The organism is Mesorhizobium sp. CA7 (genome assembly GCF_020165015.1).
GTDB lineage: Bacteria > Pseudomonadota > Alphaproteobacteria > Rhizobiales > Rhizobiaceae > Mesorhizobium.
The window spans coordinates 85,219-107,093 of the sequence record NZ_JAIUHH010000016.1; the positions used below are offsets into that span (position 1 = coordinate 85,219).

The window sequence follows — 21,875 nt, forward strand, 5'->3', positions numbered from 1 at the left end:
AGTGCACGCCGGACGAAGGCCCCCCGGCCTCGTCCCTGCGTGCCAATCTGTTCAGGCGGCTTGCGGCCGCCGCATCCTTTCGACCAAGGCCTGCCTTGCCGGTCCGGCAAGCGGCTTGTCCGTCGTCAGCAGGCCATCGAGCAGTGTCAGAAGCTCGCGCGCTGCCGAAGACTTGCAGGAATAATAGACCATCTGACGATCGCGGCGGGTTTCGACAAGGCCAAACCTGCGCAGTTTGGCCAGGTGTTGCGACAGCGCCGACTGGCTGAGTTCGACCTTGTCGGCGAGCACGCCGACCGAGAGTTCGCCCTCAGCGAGGTAGTTCATGATGAGCAGACGCTTCTCGTTGCCCATCACCGCAAGAAAGGCTGCCGCGCTTTCTGCGTTGGCGGTAAGTTTCTTGGTGACCATCGATTCCCCATGGTTCATGCTCTTCCGAAGGCCATGGGGGCAATGGCTTCGGAGTTCCAGAGCGTTGACGGGCCAGCCCCGATTTGGACGGGACCTGCCCTGCTTCTTTTCGACCAGAACCCCTTCGTAACCCGGTTGCCACCACGTCGGGGTTGCTGGTCTCGGACAGAACGCACGGCGCTTTTCTCGACGCAAGTCAATGCAGACTCGGAAAAATTCCGTGCTGCTAATGCGTATCAGCGCAACGCTCATTCGGCAAGAATATAACGAGACCCGACAAAACAGCGGTCAGCCGCAGCCGCGGAAGCAGGCCGGGCGAGGCGCCTGACCAAAGAGGCCTGCTATGTACCGGCGACTCACTCCCGATCTTGAAGCATGCTAATATGTTAGCCGGGGCAGAGAGGGGCCGGGCTATTAGGAGGAAGCCATGACCGCGGTGCGCAACACATTCACCCCTGACGAGACGGCCATGCTTGGCCGTGTCTACGCGAACGGCAATGTCGAGGGCGAGACCGCCGAACAGAAGGAAGCGCGCGCTTCGCGCATCATCGCCAATTACATGGCGGGCATCACCGACGAGGCGGAATTGATGGAGCTTTCGCGGCGGCCGCTTGGCAGATGAACGGCGTGCGCCGCCTTCGTGAGACGGCTTCACGGTAAGTTGACGTTCCGGATCGGAACCACGCGGCAAAATTTCGTGTTCCGACATATTTCGGGAGAGCTTTCGCGATGATCCAGGGATGGTTTTCCAGGCCGGTCGAAGTCGCCGTCGGCGTTTCCGGCTCTATCCGGCATATATCCAACGCGGAGCAAGCCGTCGAACTGCTGACCGGCCAATGGCGCGATGCCGGCAGCGCGCTGCATGGCGCGGCGTTGCGCGCCTGCCGCCGGGCGATCCGCGGCGACATCGCGGCGGACAACGCCAGGGAGGCCTTTATCGTCGCCGCGCGCGAGGCGCATGTGCTGGTGGAATAGAGCGTTTTAAAGGCCCTTGGTCGCGCCATTTAGCGGCCCGGATCGCGCGCCAACCGGTGCCCATGAGCCGGTCCGAACGCGGCCTGTCGCCACCTTAAGATTCTTCGGAACCTAATGCGTGATGGTTGGTTAACGCGCGGGTTCCGCATCGCCTCGCGAACCTGCATCGGGTGCCCATCCGGCGCCGATTGCTTGCTCTAAAGACAATCACAAGAACGGAGGAAGTGATGAACGATGTCTGGTTTTCCGAACCAGTCGTGATCGATTTCCAGCCAAACGGCCAGCGCAAGGTATCAAGCTGTTTCGAGGCGATGGAATGCCTCGACCAGCGCTGGCCGGGGCCGGCGCGCGGCGGCGCCTGGCGCTCGGCAAGCCGTGTCTGCCGCGATGCGCTCGACGGCCTGCGCAGCCCGGTGGAAGCCCGCAAGACACTGCGCAAGGCGGCCAAGGTTGCCGGCCTGCTGGCGTAGCCCTCGATTTTCCAATGGCGTCCCACCAGGGGCGTCGCCAAGCCCGTCGCGGTTTCCCATTGCCGCGGCGGGCTTTGTTTCAATGAGGGCGAAGCGACGGCTGATCAGGCAAAATCGCCAAGCACTTCCGGAAACTGGACCGCCATTGCTCCTTCATCCGCCTGCCGGGCGTAGAGCCGATGCATCTTCGTGCCGTCATATCTGGCCCGGCGGCGCTGCACGTCCTTGCCGAAAAGACCGGCAACAGCATCGAAGCGCCGGAAGAAGCGCTTCATCACACCGCGCTCGAAGGGTATGCGCTGCTCGAACGGCTTGCCCCAAGGCGTGTCCTTTGCCAGGTCGCGCCATATCCTGAGAGCTTCGAGTTCGACGCCGACCTGATTGCCCCACGGCTTACCGCCCGCGAAATGCCTGGCCCAGGCTTGCGAGAAACGAAACTCTCTCGTTCCAAGCGATTGCAAATTCCAGTTGGGGTGCATCGTCTGCCACTTGCCCTCGAAGACCACGTTCAGGGCATTTTGATCGTTCATCTGGCCTTCGACGGCGAGTTTCCGAGCCTTCTGCATGAGTCCCTGTTCGCGCACAGGCGGCATATTGAAGACGATGATGCCGGCATTGAAGTAGGGCGCGCCCGGCTGCATGGACATTTTTTGCCGGTAGGCTGGCCGGAAGTACATGTAATCGTCATGCGCTGCGAGCAACGCGGCCTGAATAGGCTGCCCCACAAGGTCGGCAATGTCCCGGTTGAAAAGCACGTCGCAATCGATATGCGCTATGCGGTCGTAAGGTGCAAACTCCGCAAACTCGTCGACAAAGAGCCGGATGAACGTCGCAACGCTGCCTGGGCGAAAGCGGTAGCCGGATGCAGCCATGAAATCCGTTACGTCAACCAGCCGAATGCGATCCTTCAACAGACGATCGGCGACGCTCTTGTCGGCGTCGCTGGCGCCAAGATGAAGAATGAAACCGTCCGTCGGTTTTTTTGAAACATCCAAAATTCGGCGCGCCGCCAGGCAGGCATAAGGAAAATAAGTGGCGTCAGCCGCTATAAAAAAACAGGAGTTCGTCATCGCTGCCGTCTACCCCGACCGATTGAGGGCGGTGCCTGCCACAAAATGCTTCGCGACGAAAGCTTCGATGGAGCCAGTGAGCATGGCCGCCTCACGTTTGACCTTGTCATCGTCCCAATGCCACCATTGGATCGCCTGCAGCTTCGAGATGATCTCTTCGGGAAAGCGGTATCTTATCAGCCGAGCAGGAGACCCGCCGACGATCGCATAGGGGGGCACATTTTTGGTGACGACGGCCCCGGCGCCGACGACTGCACCATCGCCGATCTCCACCCCCGGCAGGATCATCGCGCCATTGCCGATCCAGACGTCGTTGCCGATGGTGATGCCGGACGGCTTGCCGCCATTGGGGATCGGCTCGGGCTGCTTCAGCAATCGGCTGTAGATTGGAAACGAGGTTGCGCTCTCGGTCGGGTGCTGGCCGGAGCACATGAAAAGCACCCGCCCGGCAACAGAGCAGAAGGCTCCGATTGTCAGCGGAGCGTCCTGCGAGGAAAACATGATCTTCTGCCGTTTCACACCGTAAGTGTGACGGCCAACGGTCACATGCTCCGGCAGTTTGGAACGGACTTCCCTCAGCCATTTGGAAAATGTCGACATCGCAAACCTCCCCTAGCCCATCAGCGACATAGCCGTACATAAGCCGAAGTAGCAAGCGCGAGGTCAGTGACGGGTCGCTCCTTTGCACCAGGTAACGAATCGAACGACTGTACCTTCCCGTCGCGTCGTGAAGGCATGGTTGATACTCGATCCAGCCAAGATTATACCCGCTTCGGTCAAAAGGCGGGTGGACTGTGTTACAGGAAAGTTATCTCGAATTCATACTGCGCTGGCATCTGTACCGCAGGTGGCATCGTCCGCCGCGCCCGAAGCGACAAGCCGAATTCAACTTTCATCAATTGATGAAAGCCACCTCCCCAAACGGCTTGTTTATCGATCTTGGCGCCAATGTCGGCGACGTCACGCGGCACGCCCTCAGCTATGGCATGAAGGTAATAGCTTTCGAGCCCGACCCAACCGCGCTCAAAATGCTGACGCGCCGGTTCGGCAACGACAAACGGGTGACGATCATTCCCAAAGCGGTTGGCGGGTCAGCGCGAAAGGCCACTCTCCATCAGAGACCGAACACTCAGAACATCCGAATGACAGAGTGGTCATCCCTATTCGAGGTGCCCGCACATGCGAAGGGAAGCGCTTTTGAAGTCGAAGTCGTCGATTTGGTGGAATTCCTGAAAGGAATTCGCGACCCCATTGCGATTGTGAAAATGGATATCGAGGGTGCCGAGGTAGAATGCATCGAGGCCATGCTGGACGAAGGAATCTATCGTTCCATAGGCCGCATCTTAGTCGAGACCCACGAGAGGTTCTCGCCCGATCTGGACGTCAGGATCCGAGCACTTCGCGAACGCATTTCCCGCGAGAATATCGCTAATATCGATCTGGATTGGGGCTGAAGCAAAGCCCCAAACGTCTGCTGGTGGCTAAGCCAGCGTACCGCTCCAAGCTTGCTTGATTTTCCAGCGATGCCGGGCAAAGAAAACATCGGGGCACAGCTATTGCGAGACAGCCTTGGCATTCAAACCGCTCGTTGACAGACTGAGCCGAAGCCGGACGGTCATCCGGTTAAGGGTGCTCAGGAACCAGGTGGTCTACAAGGTCTTCGAGCATCGGGGGCGCGCATCCGGGCGCCTTCTTGCGAAGGAATTGCAGGAGGCCGGGGTGTCGCGCGTGTGCGTCACTGTCGCCTTCAATGTGCCGTGGGTGATCGACGCGTTAACGAAGGCGTGGGAAATGCAACCGCCAGGAATGACCTTGGTCGTCGTCGACAATTCGACGAAGATTGCGGCAAGGGAGGTCATTGCCAACATCTGCAAGATGCGCGGCGTGCCCTATCTTGCCCTGCCGATGCGGGTCGAAAAGCACCTGTCGAGATCGCACGGAACTGCAATCACATGGGCCTTCCACAACATCGTGCGCCACCTCAAGCCGGAGCTCTTCGGCTTCATCGATCATGACTGCTTCCCGGTAACGCCGTTCGACATCCCGTCCAAGCTGGACGGCAAAGCCGTATATGGCCGCAGGGCGTACGGCACCGAAAATCACGTTTACAAGGCCAAGCCGGGCGATCAGCACTGGAATTTATGGGCAGGCTACTGCTTTTATCGGTTCTCCGCCGTGGCCCATCGCAAGCTGAACTTCGAGCCGCGCTTGAACCTCGGCCTCGACACCGGCGGCGCAAACTGGGCGGTTCTCTATTCGAAACTCGCCGAGGCGGATGTCGCCGTCGCAACGCTGGAACAGCGGCCGATGACGATGGCGGGCGCGGTCGGGCGGCATGAGTTTATCGACGGCGCCTTCTTTCACCTCGCCGGCGTGTCATACCCGGAAAGGCCAGGGTACCACCATCGAACGATGGAGCACCGGGAAATGCTTCGGGACTATGTGTGGAACACTTATCTCGGCGGCCCCGCCGGGCAGGCCGTGAGCGACTTCTGATCGGATTCGGAGCCGGCCGGATCTCATAAGCCACTGAACAAACTGGCGATCCCGGCAGGATTCGAACCTGCGACCATCGGCTTAGAAGGCCGGTGCTCTATCCAGCTGAGCTACGGGACCGTCGGCCGGCCGGGCCGGCTGAGGCGGGTTACGCCAGGCGACGCAAGACCGGGAGTCAGTGCGTCCAGGGCGTCCTGCGGTCATAGCGGAAATTGTCCGAATAGGAAATCTGCCGGCGCTTGGCTTCCTTCGGCTCTTCCACGCGATAGGCGATCTTTTGCTTCTCGGCATAAGCCACAGCCTCTTCCTTCGTCTCGAAGGTGAGCTTCACCTGGCTCAACATGTCGCCCGAGGTGGTGTAGCCCATCAGCGGATCGATCTTCTTGCGCTGGGCGGGGTCGAATTCCAGCACCCAATGTCCTGTCTTGGCCTTGCCGGACTGCATCGCGGTTTTGGCTGGACTGAAAATACGCGCGGACATGACCACCTCTTTGCCGCCCGAAGACCGGGCACCTTTGTTCGGCGCAATATCCGAGACCCTGCAGGATGCCTGAAATCTCGCGCCAATCCGTCATTACTGTGCAATGGCCGCGGCGGCAAGGCCGCAAGCGGCCAGGGGCCCGCCATGACGTAGGGAACCTCACTGGGCTGGCGACATTATCGAAAGGTCGGGCGGCCGGCCCGAGCCGGTCCTACCCTGTGAGGCAAATCAGAACCGGACGTTTCGCCATGACCAATGCAACCGAACACGCCGTCCTGCAGCTTGCTGTCCTTGTCGGCAGCCTGCGCGCCCAGTCCTTCAGCCGCAAGATCGCCAAGGCGCTCGCCGCCCGCGCGCCGGATTCGGTGCGCTGCCGCTTCATCGAGATCGGCGACCTGCCGCTTTACAACGAAGATCTGGATGGCGACAGCCCGCCTGCGGCGTGGTCGGCTTTTCGTGCGGCGATACGCGAATGCGACGCGGTTCTGTTCGTCACCCCGGAATATAACCGCTCGATCCCGGGCTGCCTGAAAAACGCGCTCGATGTCGGCTCGCGTCCGCCGGGCAAGAGCGTGTTCAAGGACCTGCCCGCCGGGGTCGTCAGCGTCAGCCCGAGCAAGATCGGCGCCTTCGGCTCCAATCAGGCGCTTCGGCAGACCTTCGTCTTCCTCGACATGCCCGTGATGCAGCAGCCGGAGGCCTATATCGGCAATGTCGCGGAGCTGCTTGACGATAAGGGCGCCGTCACCAATGCCGACACCGCCGCCTTCCTCGAGAATTTCATGGCCGGCCTGGAAAGCTGGATCAGAAGGGTGCACCCCGGCGGCTCGTCCTTCGATGCCTTCATGAAGCAGCGTGAGAAGATCGCCGAGGACTATGTCAATGGCGATGCCACCTCGCTGAAGGCGATCGTCACCCACGCCGGACCGGCGACGTTTTTCTCGCCGCGCGGCGACCATCTCGAAGGCGCCGAAGCGGTCGCCGGCCGCTACGAACGAGACGCTGCAAGCTTCCACAAGGGCGGCAACACCGACCTTGAGGTGCTGCAGGCTTCGGCAAGCGGCGATCTGGCCTTCTGGAGCGGCTTGCAGCACGCCAAGGCGCGCATCGGCAAGAACGGCGAGGCGACCGAGATGACCCTGCGGGTGACGGAAGTGTTCCGGCTGGAGGATGGCGCGTTCAAGCTGGTGCATCGCCACGCCGACCCGGCTCATTAGCCGGCGCTTGTAAAAATCCGCGACACAATGCCGGACGTCTCGCAACATCCGCCTATTCCTTTTGGCACGTGAGCGGCATATGTCAGATACATGGCCGTGCCAGTTGAAGGCATGATGGCGACGATAAAGACACCAATGGACGCGGAAGCGAAAGTCTTGCCGTCGGGGGTCGGCGAACCAGCGATACTGGAAGGCGCGATAGTCATCGGCGCGGGCGCCGCCGGGCTTGCCGCCGCTTATGCGCTGGCCAAGGCCGGTGTGACGGTGCAGGTCCTGGAACGCGAGCAACGGCTGGCCGAGCCCTGGCATCGCCGCCACGACAACCTGCACCTCAACACGCATCGCGACCTTTCCTCGCTGCCGGGCGTATCCTTTCCGGCAGGAACGCCGGCCTTCCCGCACCGCAGCGCCGTCATCGGCCATCTCAACGATTTCGCCGAGAGGCACCGGCTGCCGATCGCCTTAGGCGTCAAGGTCGATGAGATCGAATTTCGTGGCGACCGCTGGCTGCTGCGGACAAGCGCGGGCTTGAAGGCGGCGCGCTATGTGGTGATCGCCACCGGGCGCGACCGGCAACCCTTCATCCCGGCCTGGAAAGGCATGGAGGATTTTTCGGGATCGATCATCCACTCGGCCGATTTCGGCAGGGCGAGCGATTATGCCGGCAAGACGGTGCTGGTGATCGGCGCCGGCAATTCCGGCTTCGACGCGCTCAACCATCTTTCCCGCGTCGAGACGGGCCAGATGTGGCTTTCGGCGCGCAACGGACCTTCGCTGCTGCCCAAGCGTATCGGCAAGATCGCCGTGCACCGCATATCGCCGCTCATGGCGAGCCTACCGACAAGGCTCGCGGACGCGGTGATGGCGGCAACGCAGCGCCTGGTGTTCGGCGACCTTACCAAACACGGCCTGCCCCCCGCCCCGGCGGGCGGCGCAAGCCGGCTCGGCTCCGACTATACGGCGATCGCCGCCGACGACGGCGCGGTCGATGCCATCAAGGCCGGACGCATCATCGTGGTGCCGCAATTGCGCGAATTCAGGCGCGACGGCGTCGTGCTGGACAATGGCCAGACGATCGCGCCCGACATCGTCATTGCCGCCACCGGCTACCGCACGGGGCTGGAGACGATGCTGGGCCGGCTCGGCGTGCTCGACGCCAAGGGCGTGCCGTTGTTCAACGGCGCCTCGAACGACCCGAAGCTGCCCGGACTCTGGTTCACCGGCATGCGGCCGAGCATTCGCGGCTGCTTTGCCAATGCAAGGATCCAGGGCGCTGCGATCGCCAAGAAGATCGCCGGCCAGCAACGCTGAGCCGAACGGTCGCTTTTTGACCTCCGTTTTTGTGTTGCCTTCCGGGCGTGCGCCCCCTATACGCCGCGAGACGTCGGAGTGTAGCGCAGCCTGGTAGCGCACCTGATTTGGGATCAGGGGGTCGCGTGTTCGAATCACGCCACTCCGACCATCATTTCCTTCCCGGAAAGAACCAAGCCGGTCCCGCCCCGGCATCTGGCCAGAGGGGGCTCTCATTTGGCAGCCGTGGTCGTGGCGATCCTCGACAGGGACAATTGGGACGCCAACACAGACATCATCGTCGTCGTGGATGGCGCCAGGCGGCGGCTGACATGGGTGCCGCGCGACTTGTGGTCTCCCCTCATAAGCGACCGCATCAACGCGGCTTTCACCATCGGTGGCGGAAGCTTGCTGCTCGATGCGCTTGCTGAACTGGGATTTGCGGCGCAGAGTGCGATCTGCCTCAGGCGTGGCGCAAGCGAAGCCGCGCTTGCCGAAGCCAGCGTCAGGGTGCCGATCCCCGCGCCACTCGATTTCTGGTATCCACTGACACCGACAAGCCGCATCGAAGACGGGCGCCAACAGGTTTCCTTCCGCCCGCCCGCCGAAACGCTAAGGGGCGCCCGTCTTCATCAGTGGATCGGCGCCCGCAGCATGGTCAACGGACAGGGAAGCGACTTCCACCGCATGCGGCGCCAGATCGTGTTCCTGCGCGCGCTCATCGCCCAGGATTTCGATTTCTGCCTTTTGCTGAAGGATCCGGAACTGGTGCGGATCAGCGGCGGCGATCCGCTCTCCCTGCTTGCCCGCGTCTCAACCAGCTGGCGCATGCGGGTGCATGACTGGGTGGACGACGCCGTCATCGACGGCAAGATGGTCCTAGTCCCGCGCAAGCCGAAGCCATGGTGGCGGCGGCAACTGCGCCGGCTACGGGACAGGCTCAAGGGAAAGCCGACCTAGCCCATTTCCGGATCGCTCAAATCGCGCCTTCGACATCCGTCTTGGAGAAATCCTCGCCGACATAGAGCAGCCGGCAAGCGCGGTCCTTCGCCACCTCATAAGCGAAGCAGTCGCCGAAGTTGAGCGCCGCGGGGTGGATGCCTTTGCCCCATCGTGCGTAAGCCTCGGCAACACGCCGAGCCGCGCCTTCCGTGACTGGCGCAATCTCGAAGCCGAGCCCGTCGAGCAGGGATTGCACTTCCTCGGCCACGCCGCGTCGTGCGGCAACAATCAGGAGCTCGGCTACGGTTCCGGCCGATATCAGAAGTTCGTCTTCCGTTTCAAGCGTAGCGATACAGGCGTCCGCCGCAGGCTCGTCGAGGACGATGGCGATCAAGGCCGAGGTATCGACCGCGATCATTCCGGCAGGCCGTCATCGCCATAGAGGAAATCCTGGCTGCGCGCCGCAGGCGGGCCGGCACTGGCTTTCGCAGCGCCGGAGGCCCGGACGGCCTGCAGCAGGCTCCGGCGGTGCTTCCGGTCCGGCGCGGACCGTACCGGGACGAGACGCACGGCCGCGTGACCGTGGCGGGTCAGGATAATCTCATCTCCAGCCTCGGCGCGCCTCACCAGTTCGGTCAGTTGCCCCTTGGCGTCTGTCACGGATATCTGCATGACAACCCTATATGGACCATGATTTGGTCCATTAAATAGACCATTTGATAGTCTAGCTCAAGGCCGCAGTTCGGAGGAACGGTAAACCCGCCGGGCGAGAACCCCAACACCTCGAGCCCGGCGAGCCTACAACCCGATCAGGAACGCGACCGGGACCGGGATCAACCGGCATTGTCTGCCTTGCAAGAGCGATGCCGGAAAGGCTGTTCCGAAATGGGACGGCTAGGCCGCTGGCTCCCACGGGTTGATCACGGAACACACCGGCTGTGGCTTGAATAATCCCTCGCTTCCAACTTTGTCGCCGGTCTAAGCTTTGAACAAAAGGGGATTTCCCATGCCTGTTGTTGAGGCGGTGCTGTCGCTGATCGGCCCGGCCTATTTAGCCTATTACGGCTTTGCCGTTCCGGTCATGGTGGTCTGGGCAATTCTGTGCGCTGCGCTCTGGGTTTGGAACAACCGGCCGAGCAAGAGACCGGGTGGCGTCGCGCGGTCGCGGTCCGCCAGCCTGATGTTTTTCGTCCTTGTCGCCGCCTGTTACATCGCGGCGCACAGGCGTGTATCTTCTGGCCCAGCATCTGGCCGGGCTATGGGCGTAACCGCCGGGCGCTATCGGTGGCTAAATATCGAACTCGCCCTGCCCTTCGTCCATGGCGCTCACGGTCTCGGCGGCCAAGGCGCGGGTGATCGGCGTCTTGCGTTCGAGTGCGGCGCGGTCGAGGCGCTCGACGATGCGCATGGCGGTCGCGAGCGAGCGCTCGATGCGGCGCACCAGATATTGCACCACATGCGGTTCGACCTCGACCTGGCGGTCGGCGAAGAGCTTGGTGATGACGCCCGCAAGCAAAAGGTCGTCGGGCTCGTGGATCTCGACCGTCGACGCCGCCTTCAGCCGCGAGATGAGATCGGGCAGCGCGACGCGCCAGGCGGAGGGGAAACGCCGCGCCGTCAAAAGCAGCGTCGAGCCCGCGCCGCGCACGGCGTTGATCAGGTGGAACAGGCCCTGCTCGTCGACCGCCGTCTTGTCGATGTCATCGATGAACGCCGGCCTGCTGCCGAGCCCGGCAATGTGCTCGCCGATCCGGCCGGGATCGATGGCGACGGCATGCGTCCGATCCCGCCAGATCCGGGCGAGGTGCGTCTTGCCCGAGCCGGGCGGCCCGGCCAGCACGACCACCGGCGACGGCCAGTCCGGCCAGCGGTCGATCAGCGATGCCGCTTGCGCATTGGTGCCCGAGACGACGAGCTCGTCGCGCGAATAGCCGGTGCCGTGGCCGAGATCGAGCGGCAGCTGGCGCGGCGGGTCGGCTGGCTGAGCAGTCATTTCAGCCCCGCGTCGAGCGATGACCGCCGCCGCGGTCGGCCGGCAATTGCGGCGCGGGCTGTGTGCCGTTGCCCCTGTAAAGCGGCGATTCGAGATAGCGGCTGATGGCGAAGCGCACCAGCACGGCAATCGCCGCCGAGGCCGGCACGGCAATCAAAAGGCCGACGAAGCCGAACAGCGCGCCGAAGGCAAACAGCGCGAACATCAGCCATACCGGATGCAGGCCGACGCTCTTTCCGACCAGCCGCGGCTGCAGGATGTTGCCCTCGATGAACTGGCCGACGAAGAACACGCAGGCCACGGCGACCACCATGGTCCAGTCCGGCCAGAACTGGACGAAGGCGACGCCGACGGCGAGCACCAGCCCGGTCAAAGAGCCGACATAGGGGATGAAGGAGATCAGCCCGGCGAAGAAGCCGATGAGGATGGCGAAGTTCAGGCCGGTCAGCGTCAGGCCCGTGGCATACATGGCGCCGAGCACCAGGCAAAGCGTGCCCTGCCCGCGCACGAAGCCGGCAGTGGCGGTGTTGATGTCGCGGGCAAGCGCGCGCACCGTCTCGACATGATCGCGCGGCACCCAGCCGTCGACCTCAGCCACCATGCGGTCCCAGTCGAGCAGCATATAGAAGGCGACGACTGGGGTGACGACGAACAGGCTCACCACCGAGACCAGCGCCACGCCGGAGCTCCAGATCGAGGTGAAGACGGCGGTGAGCAGGCTGAAGCCGGAGGTGAGCAGCGAATTCAGCCCGTCGCGCAGGCCGGCGGCGTTGACGCCGAAACGCTGCTCCAGCCATTTCGGGTCGAAACTGGTGATCAGCGATTGCAGGCGGGTGAGATATTCCGGCAGCTTGCGGGCGAAATCGGCCATCTGGGTGGCCAGCACCGGCACCAGGATGACCAGGGCCAGCACCACCACGACGATGAAGGCAATCAGGATCACCACGGTCGCCATCAAGCGCGAGAGGCCGAGCCGCTGCAGCCAGTCGGCGACCGGGTCGAGGAAATAGGCGAGCACCATGCCGGCGACGAAAGGCAGGAGGATGCCCGAGAAAATGTAAAGGAACAGCGCCAGCAGGACCGCCGTCGCCAGCCAGAAGAAGACCTGGCGGCGAAGCCCGCCCGAGCTGTCGTCGGCCTCAATCACCGCGGCTTCGCCGTCAGGCGCCCGTGTTGGAGCCGCCCGATTTGCCGATGCCCGACTTGATGTCGCCGGTTTGGGAGTTGCTCGTTCGGGAGCCTTCGCCATAGCCGCTCATATGCCTTAGCCAGGCCACGAGATAGGCTGCGGCCGAAGCCACGGTCAAGACCCCGGTCAGCAATATGAGCGCGGTCCGCAACGGGTCCAGGTGCACGGCAAAGGCAAGTTCGCCCAGCACAAGCGCCGCCAGCACGATCTGCGCGGCGGTGTTGGCCTTCGACACGAAGAGCGGCTTGACCTCGACCGGATGGCTCATCACGCTGGACAAGAGCACGGCGCAGACAATGAGCCCGTCGCGCGAGACCACGGTCACCACCAGCCAAAGCGGCAGTTCGCCGGCAAAACCCATGACGACGAAGACCGAGACCAGCAGAAGCTTGTCCGCGATCGGATCGAGATAGGCGCCGAGGCTGGACGACTGGTTCCAGCGACGCGCGATAAAGCCATCGACGCCGTCGGAGATGCCGGCAACGAGGAATCCGGCAAAGGCCCAGTCCCAATGCGCCTGCAGCATGGCGAGCACCACCGCGGGCACGAGCAGCAGCCGCATGATCGTGATCATGTTGGGAAGGGTCACATGATGTCCCGTCGCGATTTTTATTGGAGAATAGATGATGGAGATAAGTAAATTGGGCAAGAGAGGAGCGGCGCTGAAGCTGCCGATCTCCCCTCTTGCAGGGGAGATGCCTGGCAAGGCAGAGGGGTGCTGTCCCTCGGCATATCGGAGTTCTTCTTTCGCCGTGTCGTCAGAACCATTATCGACGCTGGTATTCCTTCACACCCCGTGTCCTGCCGGACATCTCCCCCGCAAAGGGGGAGATTGGCCATCTCGGCCTTCGCCAATCGCCTATGTCGGTGCTCACTTTCCACGCTTTTGTCGGCGGAAACGACGGCCATCCTTGCTCCCCGAAACCATTCATGCGAAGAGCCGGCAATGGAAACGAGGACGAGCCGACGATGAGCAAGGGCGACAAGGCCGAGCGCAAAAACGGGCTCACCTACGCCGAGGCTGGCGTCGACATCGATGCCGGCAATCTGATGGTCGAGAAGATCAAGCCGCTGGTGCGCGCCACGCGCCGGCCGGGCGCCGATGGCGAGATCGGCGGCTTCGGCGGACTGTTCGACCTGAAGGCCGCCGGCTTCACCGATCCGGTGCTGGTCGCGGCCAATGACGGTGTGGGCACCAAGCTCAAGATCGCCATCGATGCCGGCAAGCACGACACGATCGGCATCGATCTCGTCGCCATGTGCGTCAACGACATCGTCGTGCAGGGCGCCGAGCCTTTGTTCTTCCTCGACTATTTCGCCACCGGCAAGCTCGACCCGGACCAGGGCGCTTCAATCGTCGGCGGCATCGCGCAAGGTTGCCGGCAGGCCGGCTGCGCGCTGATCGGCGGCGAGACCGCCGAGATGCCGGGCATGTATCACGACAAGGATTACGACCTTGCGGGCTTCGCCGTGGGCGCCGCCGAGCGCGGCCAGCTGCTGCCGACCGACGACATCGTCGAAGGCGACGTGCTGCTCGGCCTTGCCTCGTCCGGCCTGCACTCCAACGGCTTTTCGCTGGTGCGCCGGATCGTCGCCGCGAGCGGCCTTAGCTGGAGCGATGCGGCGCCATTCAACGAGGAGCTCAGCCTCGCCGAGGCGCTGCTCGAGCCAACGCGCATCTATGTGAAGTCGATCCTGAAAGCGATCCGCAACACGCATGGCATCAAGGCGCTGGCCCATATCACCGGCGGCGGTTTCCCGGAAAACATTCCGCGCGTTTTGCCCAAGGATTTTTCCGCCGAGCTCGACCTCGAAGCGATCGACGTGCCGCCGGTGTTCTCGTGGCTGGCCAAGACCGGCGGCGTCGCGCCGGAAGAGATGATGCGCACCTTCAACTGCGGCATCGGCATGATCCTCGCCGTCGCCTCCGGCCAGGCGGCGCAGGTCGCGGCGGTGCTGCAGGAAGCCGGCGAGACGGTGACGCCGATTGGCCGCATCGTCCCGCGCCGCGACGCCGGCGTCATCTATCGGGGCTCGATCGGCCTATGAGCAGGAAACGAACGGTCGTCCTGATCTCGGGACGGGGCTCCAACATGACGGCGCTGATCGCGGCCGCCGCCGATCCAACCTATCCGGCAGAAATCGTCGGCGTCATTTCCGACCGCGCCAACGCGGCCGGCCTCGGCATCGCCCAGTCGCGCGGCATCGCCACCAAGGTCATCCAGCGCGCCGACCATGCGAGCAAGGATGCCTATGACGCCGCGCTCGACGCCGCGCTTGTCGGCTTCGGCGCCGACATCGTAGCCCTTGCCGGCTATATGCGGATCCTCGGCCGCGGCCTGGTCGAGAAATGGCAGGGGCGCATGGTCAACATCCACCCTGCCCTGCTGCCGGCCTTCAAGGGTCTGGACACGCATGCGCGGGCTATCCGCGCCGGTGTTCGCATCCATGGCTGCTCGGTGCATTTCGTCACGCCCGAGATGGATGACGGCCCGATCATCGCGCAGGCCGCCGTGCCGGTGATGGTCGGCGACAATGAGGACACGCTTGCCGCGCGCGTGCTGAAGGTGGAGCACCGGCTCTATCCGCTGGCGCTGGGTCTGGTCGCCGAAGGCAAGGCGCGCATGGAAAAGGGCCACACCGTGCTTGCCCATTTCGCCGACGACGCCGACAACGCCACCTCGGTGGTGATGGCGCCCGACCCGCTGCGCGAAGAGACCGACCTCGAGCAGCTGGCGCGGATCACGCCGTAGAGGCTGCAATGCCCCTGAGACAACTTCTTATCCTCCGCCACGCCAAGTCGAGTCGGGACGATCCCAAGCTTGAGGATTTCGACCGGCCGCTAGCCGCGCGCGGCTTAAAGACGGCGCCGCTGATGGGGCGGGAGCTTGCCCAGCGCGGTTGGCTGCCGGATCTGGCGCTGGTGTCGCCGGCGCTGCGCACGCGCGATACCTGGCGGCTGGTTGCGGCCGAACTGCCGAAGAACGTGCCGGCGCAATTCGCCGACGAACTCTACGAGGCGGCTGCCGGTGCGATCCTGGCGCGCGTGCGGCAGGCCAAGGCAGCGAGCCTGATAGTGATCGGCCACAATCCCGGCCTGCAGCACTTTGTGTTGCGGCTGGCCGGCCCCGGAACGGATGAGAGCGTTTTCAAGAAGATCGAAGCGAAGTTTCCGACGGCAGCTCTTGTCCGGTTCACGCTGGACAAGGATTGGGCCGATCTCGACTTCCGTGGCGCCCGACTGACGCATTTTGTTCGGCCGAAGGATTTGACGTAGCCCGAAGCCTGGCGGCCCATAAGCAAGGCGGCGGGCAAGCCCGCCGCCTTCAATATTTTCAAAGACGAGCTCAATTGCCCCAGTTGTCCGATGGCGGACCCGGCCAATCCGCAGCGCCGGTCGCGCCAGTCTTCATCTCGGTATCGACCTTCGGGGCCGGCTTGACTGTGTTGTGCTTCGGGATCGAAGCCGTGAGGCTGGTGTCGGAGCCAACGGTGGCTGCCTGGTTGACGCCATCGGCGCCGTAGTGGTCGCTGCCGGCGAAGGCGGAGCCCATCGCGAGAAGCATTGAGACAGTGGTGAGAGCGATCCTGGTCATTTCGGTTTTCCTTGTCCGTTTGGTTTCGTCGGGCGATGGCCTTGGGAGGATGGCCCCGCTGCCGAAAAGACCCGCGGCGGCCTGGGTTTATTCCCGGCGCGTTCGCTTTTCAGCTGCCATGGCAGTGTCGGATCGGACTTCGCTCAGAAAAAGACAAACGATTACAAATGCTTGTGATGACAAATACTTGTGATGCGATTCAAACGGCGTTAGCCGGCTGCAGAAAAACAGAGCGGCGGGACAAGCCCGCCGCCTGCTTTTTTCCGGGTCGGATCAGTGGTTGCCGAACAGGTTGTGATCGGTGCCCTGCACCACCGGCCTTCGGACATCCGCGTCCGACTTCGCGATCGAGGTCGTCACAGTCCGGTCGATGGTGACAGCCGGCTGTTTGGCATTGGCCGCTCCGTAATTGTCCGAGCTGGCGAAAGCGGCGCCCGTGGCGACAAGCAGGGCGACGGCGGTAAGAGCGATCTTGGTCATTACTCCAGATTTGAAGGTTATTGGTTGAAGCGGGTTAGGAGGCGCGCCGGTTAGCGGCCCCAGATGCCTTGGCCCGACTGCGGCTGGTTCTGATCAGGTGTGATGTGGAACTCGCGCTGCTCGAACTTGTCGAGCTTGCGGATCGAACCGGTGACGGTGTTGTCGACGTTGCCCGCGGGGGCCGTTACGGCCGGCTGGTTGACATTGTCGGAACCGTAGTGGTCGCTGCCAGCGAAAGCGCTGCCCGTGGCAATGAGGAAAGCAGCGGCGGCAAAAGCAATCTTGTTCATTTCAGATACTCCAGATTTCAAAAGTCGTGTCCGTCTAGTGGCGTGCCGTAATGGAAATTCGCGTCGCTCGGACCACCCCGAAATGGGTCGGCCCTGTTGCCATTTCCAATCACAAAAAATTGCGAACTGAACCGTTCGGTTCGATCTTGAAATTAGGTGAACTACGCAGCGGCCACATTCTTATCGTTTGTTATCAAACGGTTACGGGGGTCATCGCGCGGTGCGGCACCTGGATAACAGGTCCGGTGTTGACCCTGGCAATACGAACCGTCAACATTAATTGAACCGAACGGTTCGGTTTTATCGCTTGCGCAACCGAACAGGTGGCTCGGCAGGCACCATGACCGGGGTGGCGGTCGCCGAGAAACCACGTTTGCCTTGCGCGCGGATCGATACTATCGGTTGCCTCGGGAACCAATTTGGACGCCGCCTGCCGCCCTTTGGCGAAGGTCGACGCCGTTGGGAGGAACAGCGACGAACGATGCGGCTGCTGCTTGTCGAGGACAATCGCGAACTGGCCGATTGGCTGAGCAAGACGCTGCGCCAGGCGAGCTATGTCGTCGACGTGGTGCATGAGGGCGAGGATGTCGAGCATGCTTTAGCCGCCGGGGATCACGCTTTGATCATCCTCGACCTTGCCCTGCCCCGCATGGGCGGCATGGAGGTGCTGAAAAGGCTGCGGGCGCGTGGCAACCCGGTGCCGGTTATCGTGCTTACCGCCAATGCCAGCCTTGACGGCCGGGTCAAGGGCCTCAACGAAGGCGCCGACGACTATCTGGCGAAACCATTTCAGATCGAGGAGCTGGAAGCGCGCATCCGCGTGCAGCTGCGCCGCGCCAACGACCGCACCGCGCCGATCGTTTCCTGCGGCGATCTCACCTTTGATACCAACACCAGGCTGTTCTCGCTTGCCGGCGCGACGCTGTCGCTGACGCCGCGTGAGCACGCGGTGCTGGAACAGCTCGTCGTCAAGGCCGGTCGCACGGTGAGCAAGGCGGCGCTCTCGACCGCGATCTACGACTTCGACACCGACGCCGACCCCAGCGCCATCGAGATCTATGTGCACAGGCTGCGCAAGAAGCTTGAGGGATCGCGCGTCCAGATCGCCACCTTGCGCGGCCTGGGCTACCTGTTGCGCCACGACGATCCGGCGCCATGAAAATCGACAGGCTCCGGTTCGGCAGCCTTCGCCTGCAGTTGCTGGCCTGGGTGGTGCTGCCGCTGGCTGGGCTCGCCGCCATCAATCTGTGGACCAGCCAGCGCAACGCGCTGGCGACGGCAGACCTCGTCACCGATCGCATGCTGGTCGGCTCGGCACGCGCCATCGCCGAGCAGGTGGCGATGGCCGACGGCGCGCTCGACGCTACCGTGCCGCCGGCGGCGATCGAGATGTTCGACACCGGCGACCGCGACAGCGTCTATTATCGCGTCGAGACCGCCGGCGGGCGGCTGCTGAGCGGCTATCCGGACCTGCCCGAGGCGCCGGATCGCGGCAGCGTCGAAGCCACCTACCGCGATCACCCGCTGCGCCTGGCAACGCTCAGCCATGCCGTGATCGGCGCCGGCAGCGATTCGCCGATCAAGGTCACGGTCGGCGTCACGCTTGCCGGACATGACGCCATGGTCAAGCGCCTGTGGCTCAGCGCCTTCGCCCAGCAGCTTGCCTTGGTGGCCATTGCCGGCGTGTTCGTGCTGCTTGGCCTGCGCCGCGGCCTGGCGCCGCTGATCCGGCTGCGCGATGCCGTGCGCTCGCGAAGCCGCAGCGATCTCGATCCGGTCGAGGTCCCGGGCGCGCAGAGCGAGATCCGGCCGCTGATCGAGGCGCTCAACGCCTATATGGAGCGCGTGCGGGCGCAAATGGCGGCGCAGCGACGCTTCATCGCCAATGCCGCGCACCAGTTGCGCACGCCGCTGGCGCTCTTGTCGACGCAGGCAAGCTATGCCTTGCGGGAAACCGTGTCCGATCGGCGCCAGGAGGCGCTGGTCGCGTTGCAAGCGAGTTCCGGCAGGCTGGCGCGGCTCGCTGAACAATTGCTCACGCTTTCGCGCGCCGAGCCCGGCAGCCGGCGGCCACGCGCCGACCGCATCGACCTCACCGAGGCCGCCCGCCATGTGCTGGAAGCGCAGGCGCCGGTGGCGATCAAGCGCGACATCGACCTCGGCCTCGAGGAGAACGGACCGGTGGCGGTGATCGGCGACGGCACGATGCTGCGCGAGATGATCGTCAATCTGGTCGACAACGCGCTGCGCTACACGCCGGCTGGCGGCGCGGTGACCGTCAGGCTGGCGATGGTCGATCGCGAGGGCGTGCTGACGGTGGCCGATACCGGCCCCGGCATTCCGGCCGAGGAACGGGAGCATGTCTTCGAACGCTTCTACCGCCTCGCCGGCTCGGCCGAGGAAGGCAGCGGGCTCGGTCTGGCGATCGTGCGCGAGGTGGTCGAGAATGCCGGCGGCAGCGTCACGCTGGGCAACGCAGCCGCGGGCGGGCTCAAGGTCGAGGTCCGGCTGCCGCTGGCCTAAGGCCTACCTCAATGTTCGGACTCTTCGTCCGGCAATTCGAGCGTACGACCCGAATAAAGAATCCGGAGGATGACCACTTTGTCATCCACGATTTCGAACGCGATCGTTGCGCGTCGGCGCCATCCTACCGTGCGCAAACCCGGTGCGATTTCGTCATGACGCGTGCCCCGCTCCGGAAAAGTTTCAAAGTCGAGACAATAGTCGACAATGCGCCCGACAAAACGCAAAGCAGTTGCCACGCCAGCCTTTGGCGCGAGCTCGCTCAGCAACTCGGCAATGTCCCGCTCGGCGGCAGCATGGAACCTGACCTGATATTTCATGCACCGGAGCGCGGTTTGGCGGCGATCGCGTTGATGTGCTCAGAGAGATTGCGGCGCAGCTGTTCGGCCGTCAAAAGCTTCTCAGGATGGGCGCGCGCATCCTGCATCGTCGGCACGACTGCCTCGCGCAGCCAGCGTTCAATCGCCGCGTCACGGGCAGCCAACGTACGCAGGCCATCACGGATGACTTCGCTCTCGGTGGCGTATTCGCCTGAGGCAACTTTATTTTTCACCATCTGCGCCATCTCGAGCGGCAGTGTGATCGTCAGGGGCTGGGAGTTTCGCATGGCTCGTCTCCTCGATACCCCTCAGTATAGCACAAGGCGGGTGACTTTGTCATACACTAGGTGAAGCCGCACACCAGACATGATGATGTGCGGTGATTGCTCAGGTCCCCTGCTCGTTGAACGGCGCCGGGCGCCACTTCACCACATAGTTCTCGAAGCGGGTGATGATGAACTCCACCACCAGCGCCATCACCGCCAGGATGATCATGGCGGCGAAGACGCCATTGGCGTTGAAGGCGCCCTGCGCGGTGGAGATCAAAAGGCCCATGCCCTGCTTGGCGCCGAGAAACTCGCCGACGACCGCGCCGACCAGCGCGAAACCGAACGAGACATGCAGGCTGGCGAGGATCCAGCTCATCGCCGAAGGAATGATGACCGAGGTGGTGATCTGGAACGGCGAGGCGCCGAGGATCTGGGCGTTGGCAATCATCGCCCTGTCAGCCTCGCGCACGCCCTGGAAGGCGTTGGCGAAGACGACGAAGAACACCATGACGACGGCCAGCGCCACTTTGGAAGCCATGCCCAACCCGAGCGCGATGATGAACACCGAGCCGAGCACCACGCGCGGCACGGAGTTCGCGATCTTGATATAGATCGAGAACACATCGGCCAGCAGCTTGTTGCGACCAAGGATGATGCCCGCCACGATGCCGCCGACGGCGCCGATAGCGAAGCCGAGGAAGGTTTCCTCCAGCGTCACATAGATCTGCAGCCAGAGCGGCCCCTGCGAGGTGCCCTCGGTGATCCAGGACCAGATCTGTTCCCAGATGCCCGACGGGCTGGAGAAGAAGAACGGGTCGATGATGTTGTAGTCGGCGCAGAGTTCCCAAAGGCCTAGGAAGACGACGAGGATCGCGAGGCGCAGGCCGATGACCAGAGCATGGCGTTTGCGCAGTCGTGCCCTCGCCTGCGCTTCCGCGGCGACGATCGAGGTGGCGCGGGCTGCGGCCTGATCGGTTGGAGAGATGGCGGTCATGGCAGTCTCCTTTCAATGGCTCGCTTGCAAGCCACGGCTTTGGCCGAGCTGCACTTCCTCACGCAGATCGTTCCAGATCACCTTGGCAATCTCGATGAATTTCGGGTCGTAGCGAATGTCGGACATGACGCGCGGGCGCGGCAGGTCGATGTGGTAGACGCTCTTCACCGTGCCCGGACCGGCTGTGAGCACATAGACCTTGTCGGCCAGCGCCACCGCTTCCTCCAGATCGTGCGTGACGAAGACGACGGATGATCTCAGCCCCGACCAGAGGTCCAGCAATTCGTCCTGCATTGCCGTGCGGGTCTGCATGTCGAGCGCGCTGAAGGGCTCGTCCATCAGCAGGATCTTGGGCTGGTTGATGAAGGTCTGGGCAAGCGCCGCGCGCTTGCGCATGCCGCCCGAAAGCTGGTGCGGATAGTGCTTCTCGAACCGCGAAAGGCCGACCCGGCCGATCCAGTCGCGCGCCTTCTCATAGGCTTCTTTCTTCGGCACGCCGCGGAAGAGCGGACCGGCGGCGACGTTGTCGAGGACGCTGCGCCACGGAAACAGCGCGTCGGCCTGGAAGACGAAGCCGATATCCCGGCTGATGTCGGTGACCGGATTGCCCATGACACGGACATTGCCGGTGGTCGGACGCAACAGGCCGGTGACGAGGTTGAGCGTCGTCGACTTGCCGCAGCCGGTCGGGCCGACGACGCAGGCGAACTCGCCGCGCGCCACCGTCATGGTGAAATCGCGGATCGCCGTCATCATGTGGCCGTCCGGCGTGACGAAGCGCAGCGTCACATCGTCGATGGCTATCGCTGCGTCAGCCGGCGGCGCGGCGGGAGACAGTTTCTCCGCCGCCATGGTCTGCGATTGCATGG

General features: G+C 63.3%; 28 protein-coding genes, 2 tRNA genes and 2 pseudogenes. 15 read left to right on the forward strand and 17 right to left on the reverse strand.

The window, feature by feature from the left end; translation table 11 throughout:
* Positions 1-51: 51 nt before the first annotated feature.
* Positions 52-411 carry an ArsR/SmtB family transcription factor gene (locus LB552_RS23205; RefSeq protein ID WP_095767198.1) on the reverse strand — a complete coding sequence of 120 codons (360 nt, stop codon included), beginning with the start codon at positions 409-411 and terminating at the stop codon, positions 52-54.
* Positions 412-838: 427 nt separating this feature from the next.
* On the opposite strand from LB552_RS23205, the gene LB552_RS23210 reads away from it, so the two are divergent.
* The 3 genes from LB552_RS23210 to LB552_RS23220 all read left to right on the forward strand — a co-directional run bounded on the left by LB552_RS23210 (position 839) and on the right by LB552_RS23220 (position 1,856).
* Positions 839-1,033, forward strand: a complete 195-nt coding sequence (locus LB552_RS23210; protein ID WP_095767104.1) for a hypothetical protein — start codon at positions 839-841, stop codon at positions 1,031-1,033.
* A 107-nt stretch (positions 1,034-1,140) separates the two neighbouring features.
* Positions 1,141-1,386, forward strand: coding sequence for a DUF982 domain-containing protein (locus tag LB552_RS23215; RefSeq protein WP_095767103.1), 246 nt, complete (start codon positions 1,141-1,143; stop codon positions 1,384-1,386).
* 227 nt (positions 1,387-1,613) lie between these two features.
* Positions 1,614-1,856 carry a DUF982 domain-containing protein gene (locus tag LB552_RS23220; RefSeq protein WP_095767102.1) on the forward strand — a complete coding sequence of 81 codons (243 nt, stop codon included), beginning with the start codon at positions 1,614-1,616 and terminating at the stop codon, positions 1,854-1,856.
* A 104-nt stretch (positions 1,857-1,960) separates the two neighbouring features.
* Here the strand turns inward: LB552_RS23220 and LB552_RS23225 are convergent, their stop codons facing one another.
* Positions 1,961-2,926, reverse strand: a complete 966-nt coding sequence (locus LB552_RS23225) for a glycosyltransferase family 8 protein (protein WP_224610521.1) — start codon at positions 2,924-2,926, stop codon at positions 1,961-1,963.
* Positions 2,927-3,063: 137 nt separating this feature from the next.
* Positions 3,064-3,247, reverse strand: a pseudogene (locus tag LB552_RS29915) (DapH/DapD/GlmU-related protein); the annotation flags it as partial.
* 473 nt (positions 3,248-3,720) lie between these two features.
* On the opposite strand from LB552_RS29915, the gene LB552_RS23235 reads away from it, so the two are divergent.
* Together LB552_RS23235 and LB552_RS23240 are read left to right on the forward strand one after the other, a co-directional pair.
* Complete coding sequence (locus LB552_RS23235; protein WP_224610522.1) at positions 3,721-4,380, forward strand: FkbM family methyltransferase; 660 nt, start codon at positions 3,721-3,723, stop codon at positions 4,378-4,380.
* A 115-nt stretch (positions 4,381-4,495) separates the two neighbouring features.
* Positions 4,496-5,422, forward strand: a complete 927-nt coding sequence (locus tag LB552_RS23240; protein WP_224610523.1) for a hypothetical protein — start codon at positions 4,496-4,498, stop codon at positions 5,420-5,422.
* A 43-nt stretch (positions 5,423-5,465) separates the two neighbouring features.
* Here LB552_RS23240 and LB552_RS23245 read toward each other — a convergent pair.
* Both LB552_RS23245 and LB552_RS23250 read right to left on the reverse strand, forming a co-directional pair.
* Positions 5,466-5,542, reverse strand: a tRNA-Arg gene (locus tag LB552_RS23245).
* Positions 5,543-5,597: 55 nt separating this feature from the next.
* Positions 5,598-5,903, reverse strand: coding sequence for an ETC complex I subunit (locus tag LB552_RS23250; RefSeq protein WP_095767098.1), 306 nt, complete (start codon positions 5,901-5,903; stop codon positions 5,598-5,600).
* A 248-nt stretch (positions 5,904-6,151) separates the two neighbouring features.
* Here LB552_RS23250 and LB552_RS29920 point away from each other — a divergent pair.
* The 5 genes and pseudogenes from LB552_RS29920 to LB552_RS23275 form a co-directional block, all read left to right on the forward strand.
* Positions 6,152-6,712 (forward strand): annotated as a pseudogene (locus tag LB552_RS29920) (NADPH-dependent FMN reductase); the annotation flags it as partial.
* A 36-nt stretch (positions 6,713-6,748) separates the two neighbouring features.
* Positions 6,749-7,120, forward strand: a complete 372-nt coding sequence (locus LB552_RS29925; protein WP_224525197.1) for a nuclear transport factor 2 family protein — start codon at positions 6,749-6,751, stop codon at positions 7,118-7,120.
* A gap of 135 nt (positions 7,121-7,255) precedes the next feature.
* Positions 7,256-8,431, forward strand: coding sequence for a flavin-containing monooxygenase (locus tag LB552_RS23265; RefSeq protein WP_224610565.1), 1,176 nt, complete (start codon positions 7,256-7,258; stop codon positions 8,429-8,431).
* A gap of 74 nt (positions 8,432-8,505) precedes the next feature.
* Positions 8,506-8,582 (forward strand) — tRNA-Pro (locus LB552_RS23270).
* Positions 8,583-8,647: 65 nt separating this feature from the next.
* On the forward strand, positions 8,648-9,370 hold the full coding sequence (locus tag LB552_RS23275) for a hypothetical protein (protein WP_141245331.1): 723 nt from the start codon (positions 8,648-8,650) through the stop codon (positions 9,368-9,370).
* A gap of 16 nt (positions 9,371-9,386) precedes the next feature.
* On the opposite strand, the gene LB552_RS23280 is transcribed toward LB552_RS23275, so the two are convergent.
* The 5 genes from LB552_RS23280 to LB552_RS23300 all read right to left on the reverse strand — a co-directional run bounded on the left by LB552_RS23280 (position 9,387) and on the right by LB552_RS23300 (position 13,123).
* On the reverse strand, positions 9,387-9,770 hold the full coding sequence (locus tag LB552_RS23280) for a type II toxin-antitoxin system VapC family toxin (RefSeq protein WP_140846093.1): 384 nt from the start codon (positions 9,768-9,770) through the stop codon (positions 9,387-9,389).
* The gene (locus tag LB552_RS23285; protein WP_140846092.1) at positions 9,767-10,024 is read right to left on the reverse strand and encodes a type II toxin-antitoxin system Phd/YefM family antitoxin; all 258 of its coding nucleotides are present in this window, start codon (positions 10,022-10,024) and stop codon (positions 9,767-9,769) included. Before LB552_RS23285 ends, LB552_RS23280 begins: the two co-directional genes overlap by 4 nt.
* Before the next feature lie 616 nt (positions 10,025-10,640).
* Positions 10,641-11,345, reverse strand: a complete 705-nt coding sequence (hdaA, locus tag LB552_RS23290; RefSeq protein ID WP_224610524.1) for a DnaA regulatory inactivator HdaA — start codon at positions 11,343-11,345, stop codon at positions 10,641-10,643.
* Between the two features lies 1 nt (position 11,346).
* Positions 11,347-12,594, reverse strand: coding sequence for an AI-2E family transporter (locus tag LB552_RS23295; RefSeq protein WP_411966399.1), 1,248 nt, complete (start codon positions 12,592-12,594; stop codon positions 11,347-11,349).
* Positions 12,506-13,123, reverse strand: a complete 618-nt coding sequence (locus LB552_RS23300) for a CDP-alcohol phosphatidyltransferase family protein (protein ID WP_224605738.1) — start codon at positions 13,121-13,123, stop codon at positions 12,506-12,508. The genes LB552_RS23295 and LB552_RS23300 overlap by 89 nt, the downstream gene beginning before the upstream one ends.
* Before the next feature lie 380 nt (positions 13,124-13,503).
* Between LB552_RS23300 and purM the strand changes: the two genes are divergently transcribed.
* The 3 genes from purM to LB552_RS23315 are packed head-to-tail and all read left to right on the forward strand — an operon-like array spanning position 13,504 to position 15,811.
* Positions 13,504-14,583: a phosphoribosylformylglycinamidine cyclo-ligase gene (gene purM, locus LB552_RS23305; RefSeq protein WP_095767195.1), complete on the forward strand. Its 1,080-nt coding sequence runs from the start codon at positions 13,504-13,506 to the stop codon at positions 14,581-14,583.
* On the forward strand, positions 14,580-15,287 hold the full coding sequence (gene purN / locus LB552_RS23310) for a phosphoribosylglycinamide formyltransferase (RefSeq protein ID WP_224610526.1): 708 nt from the start codon (positions 14,580-14,582) through the stop codon (positions 15,285-15,287). Before purM ends, purN begins: the two co-directional genes overlap by 4 nt.
* An 8-nt stretch (positions 15,288-15,295) precedes the next feature.
* A complete protein-coding gene (locus LB552_RS23315; RefSeq protein ID WP_140846086.1) occupies positions 15,296-15,811 on the forward strand; it encodes a SixA phosphatase family protein in 516 nt (171 codons plus the stop codon).
* 70 nt (positions 15,812-15,881) lie between these two features.
* On the opposite strand, the gene LB552_RS23320 is transcribed toward LB552_RS23315, so the two are convergent.
* The 3 genes from LB552_RS23320 to LB552_RS23330 form a co-directional block, all read right to left on the reverse strand.
* The gene (locus LB552_RS23320; protein WP_224610527.1) at positions 15,882-16,130 is read right to left on the reverse strand and encodes a DUF680 domain-containing protein; all 249 of its coding nucleotides are present in this window, start codon (positions 16,128-16,130) and stop codon (positions 15,882-15,884) included.
* Positions 16,131-16,403: 273 nt separating this feature from the next.
* Complete coding sequence (locus LB552_RS23325; RefSeq protein WP_095767086.1) at positions 16,404-16,610, reverse strand: DUF680 domain-containing protein; 207 nt, start codon at positions 16,608-16,610, stop codon at positions 16,404-16,406.
* A 50-nt stretch (positions 16,611-16,660) separates the two neighbouring features.
* Positions 16,661-16,900 carry a DUF680 domain-containing protein gene (locus tag LB552_RS23330; RefSeq protein WP_095767085.1) on the reverse strand — a complete coding sequence of 80 codons (240 nt, stop codon included), beginning with the start codon at positions 16,898-16,900 and terminating at the stop codon, positions 16,661-16,663.
* A 481-nt stretch (positions 16,901-17,381) separates the two neighbouring features.
* On the opposite strand from LB552_RS23330, the gene LB552_RS23335 reads away from it, so the two are divergent.
* Both LB552_RS23335 and LB552_RS23340 read left to right on the forward strand, forming a co-directional pair.
* The gene (locus tag LB552_RS23335) at positions 17,382-18,059 is read left to right on the forward strand and encodes a response regulator (RefSeq protein ID WP_095767084.1); all 678 of its coding nucleotides are present in this window, start codon (positions 17,382-17,384) and stop codon (positions 18,057-18,059) included.
* Positions 18,056-19,423, forward strand: a complete 1,368-nt coding sequence (locus tag LB552_RS23340; RefSeq protein WP_224610528.1) for a sensor histidine kinase — start codon at positions 18,056-18,058, stop codon at positions 19,421-19,423. Before LB552_RS23335 ends, LB552_RS23340 begins: the two co-directional genes overlap by 4 nt.
* 8 nt (positions 19,424-19,431) lie before the next feature.
* On the opposite strand, the gene LB552_RS23345 is transcribed toward LB552_RS23340, so the two are convergent.
* The 4 genes from LB552_RS23345 to LB552_RS23360 form a co-directional block, all read right to left on the reverse strand.
* On the reverse strand, positions 19,432-19,743 hold the full coding sequence (locus tag LB552_RS23345; RefSeq protein ID WP_224610530.1) for a type II toxin-antitoxin system RelE/ParE family toxin: 312 nt from the start codon (positions 19,741-19,743) through the stop codon (positions 19,432-19,434).
* Complete coding sequence (locus LB552_RS23350; RefSeq protein ID WP_140846080.1) at positions 19,740-20,030, reverse strand: type II toxin-antitoxin system ParD family antitoxin; 291 nt, start codon at positions 20,028-20,030, stop codon at positions 19,740-19,742. Before LB552_RS23350 ends, LB552_RS23345 begins: the two co-directional genes overlap by 4 nt.
* Before the next feature lie 100 nt (positions 20,031-20,130).
* A complete protein-coding gene (locus tag LB552_RS23355; RefSeq protein WP_140846079.1) occupies positions 20,131-21,006 on the reverse strand; it encodes an ABC transporter permease in 876 nt (291 codons plus the stop codon).
* Between the two features lie 12 nt (positions 21,007-21,018).
* Positions 21,019-21,873, reverse strand: a complete 855-nt coding sequence (locus LB552_RS23360) for an ABC transporter ATP-binding protein (RefSeq protein WP_224610532.1) — start codon at positions 21,871-21,873, stop codon at positions 21,019-21,021.
* Between the last annotated feature and the right edge of the window lie 2 nt (positions 21,874-21,875).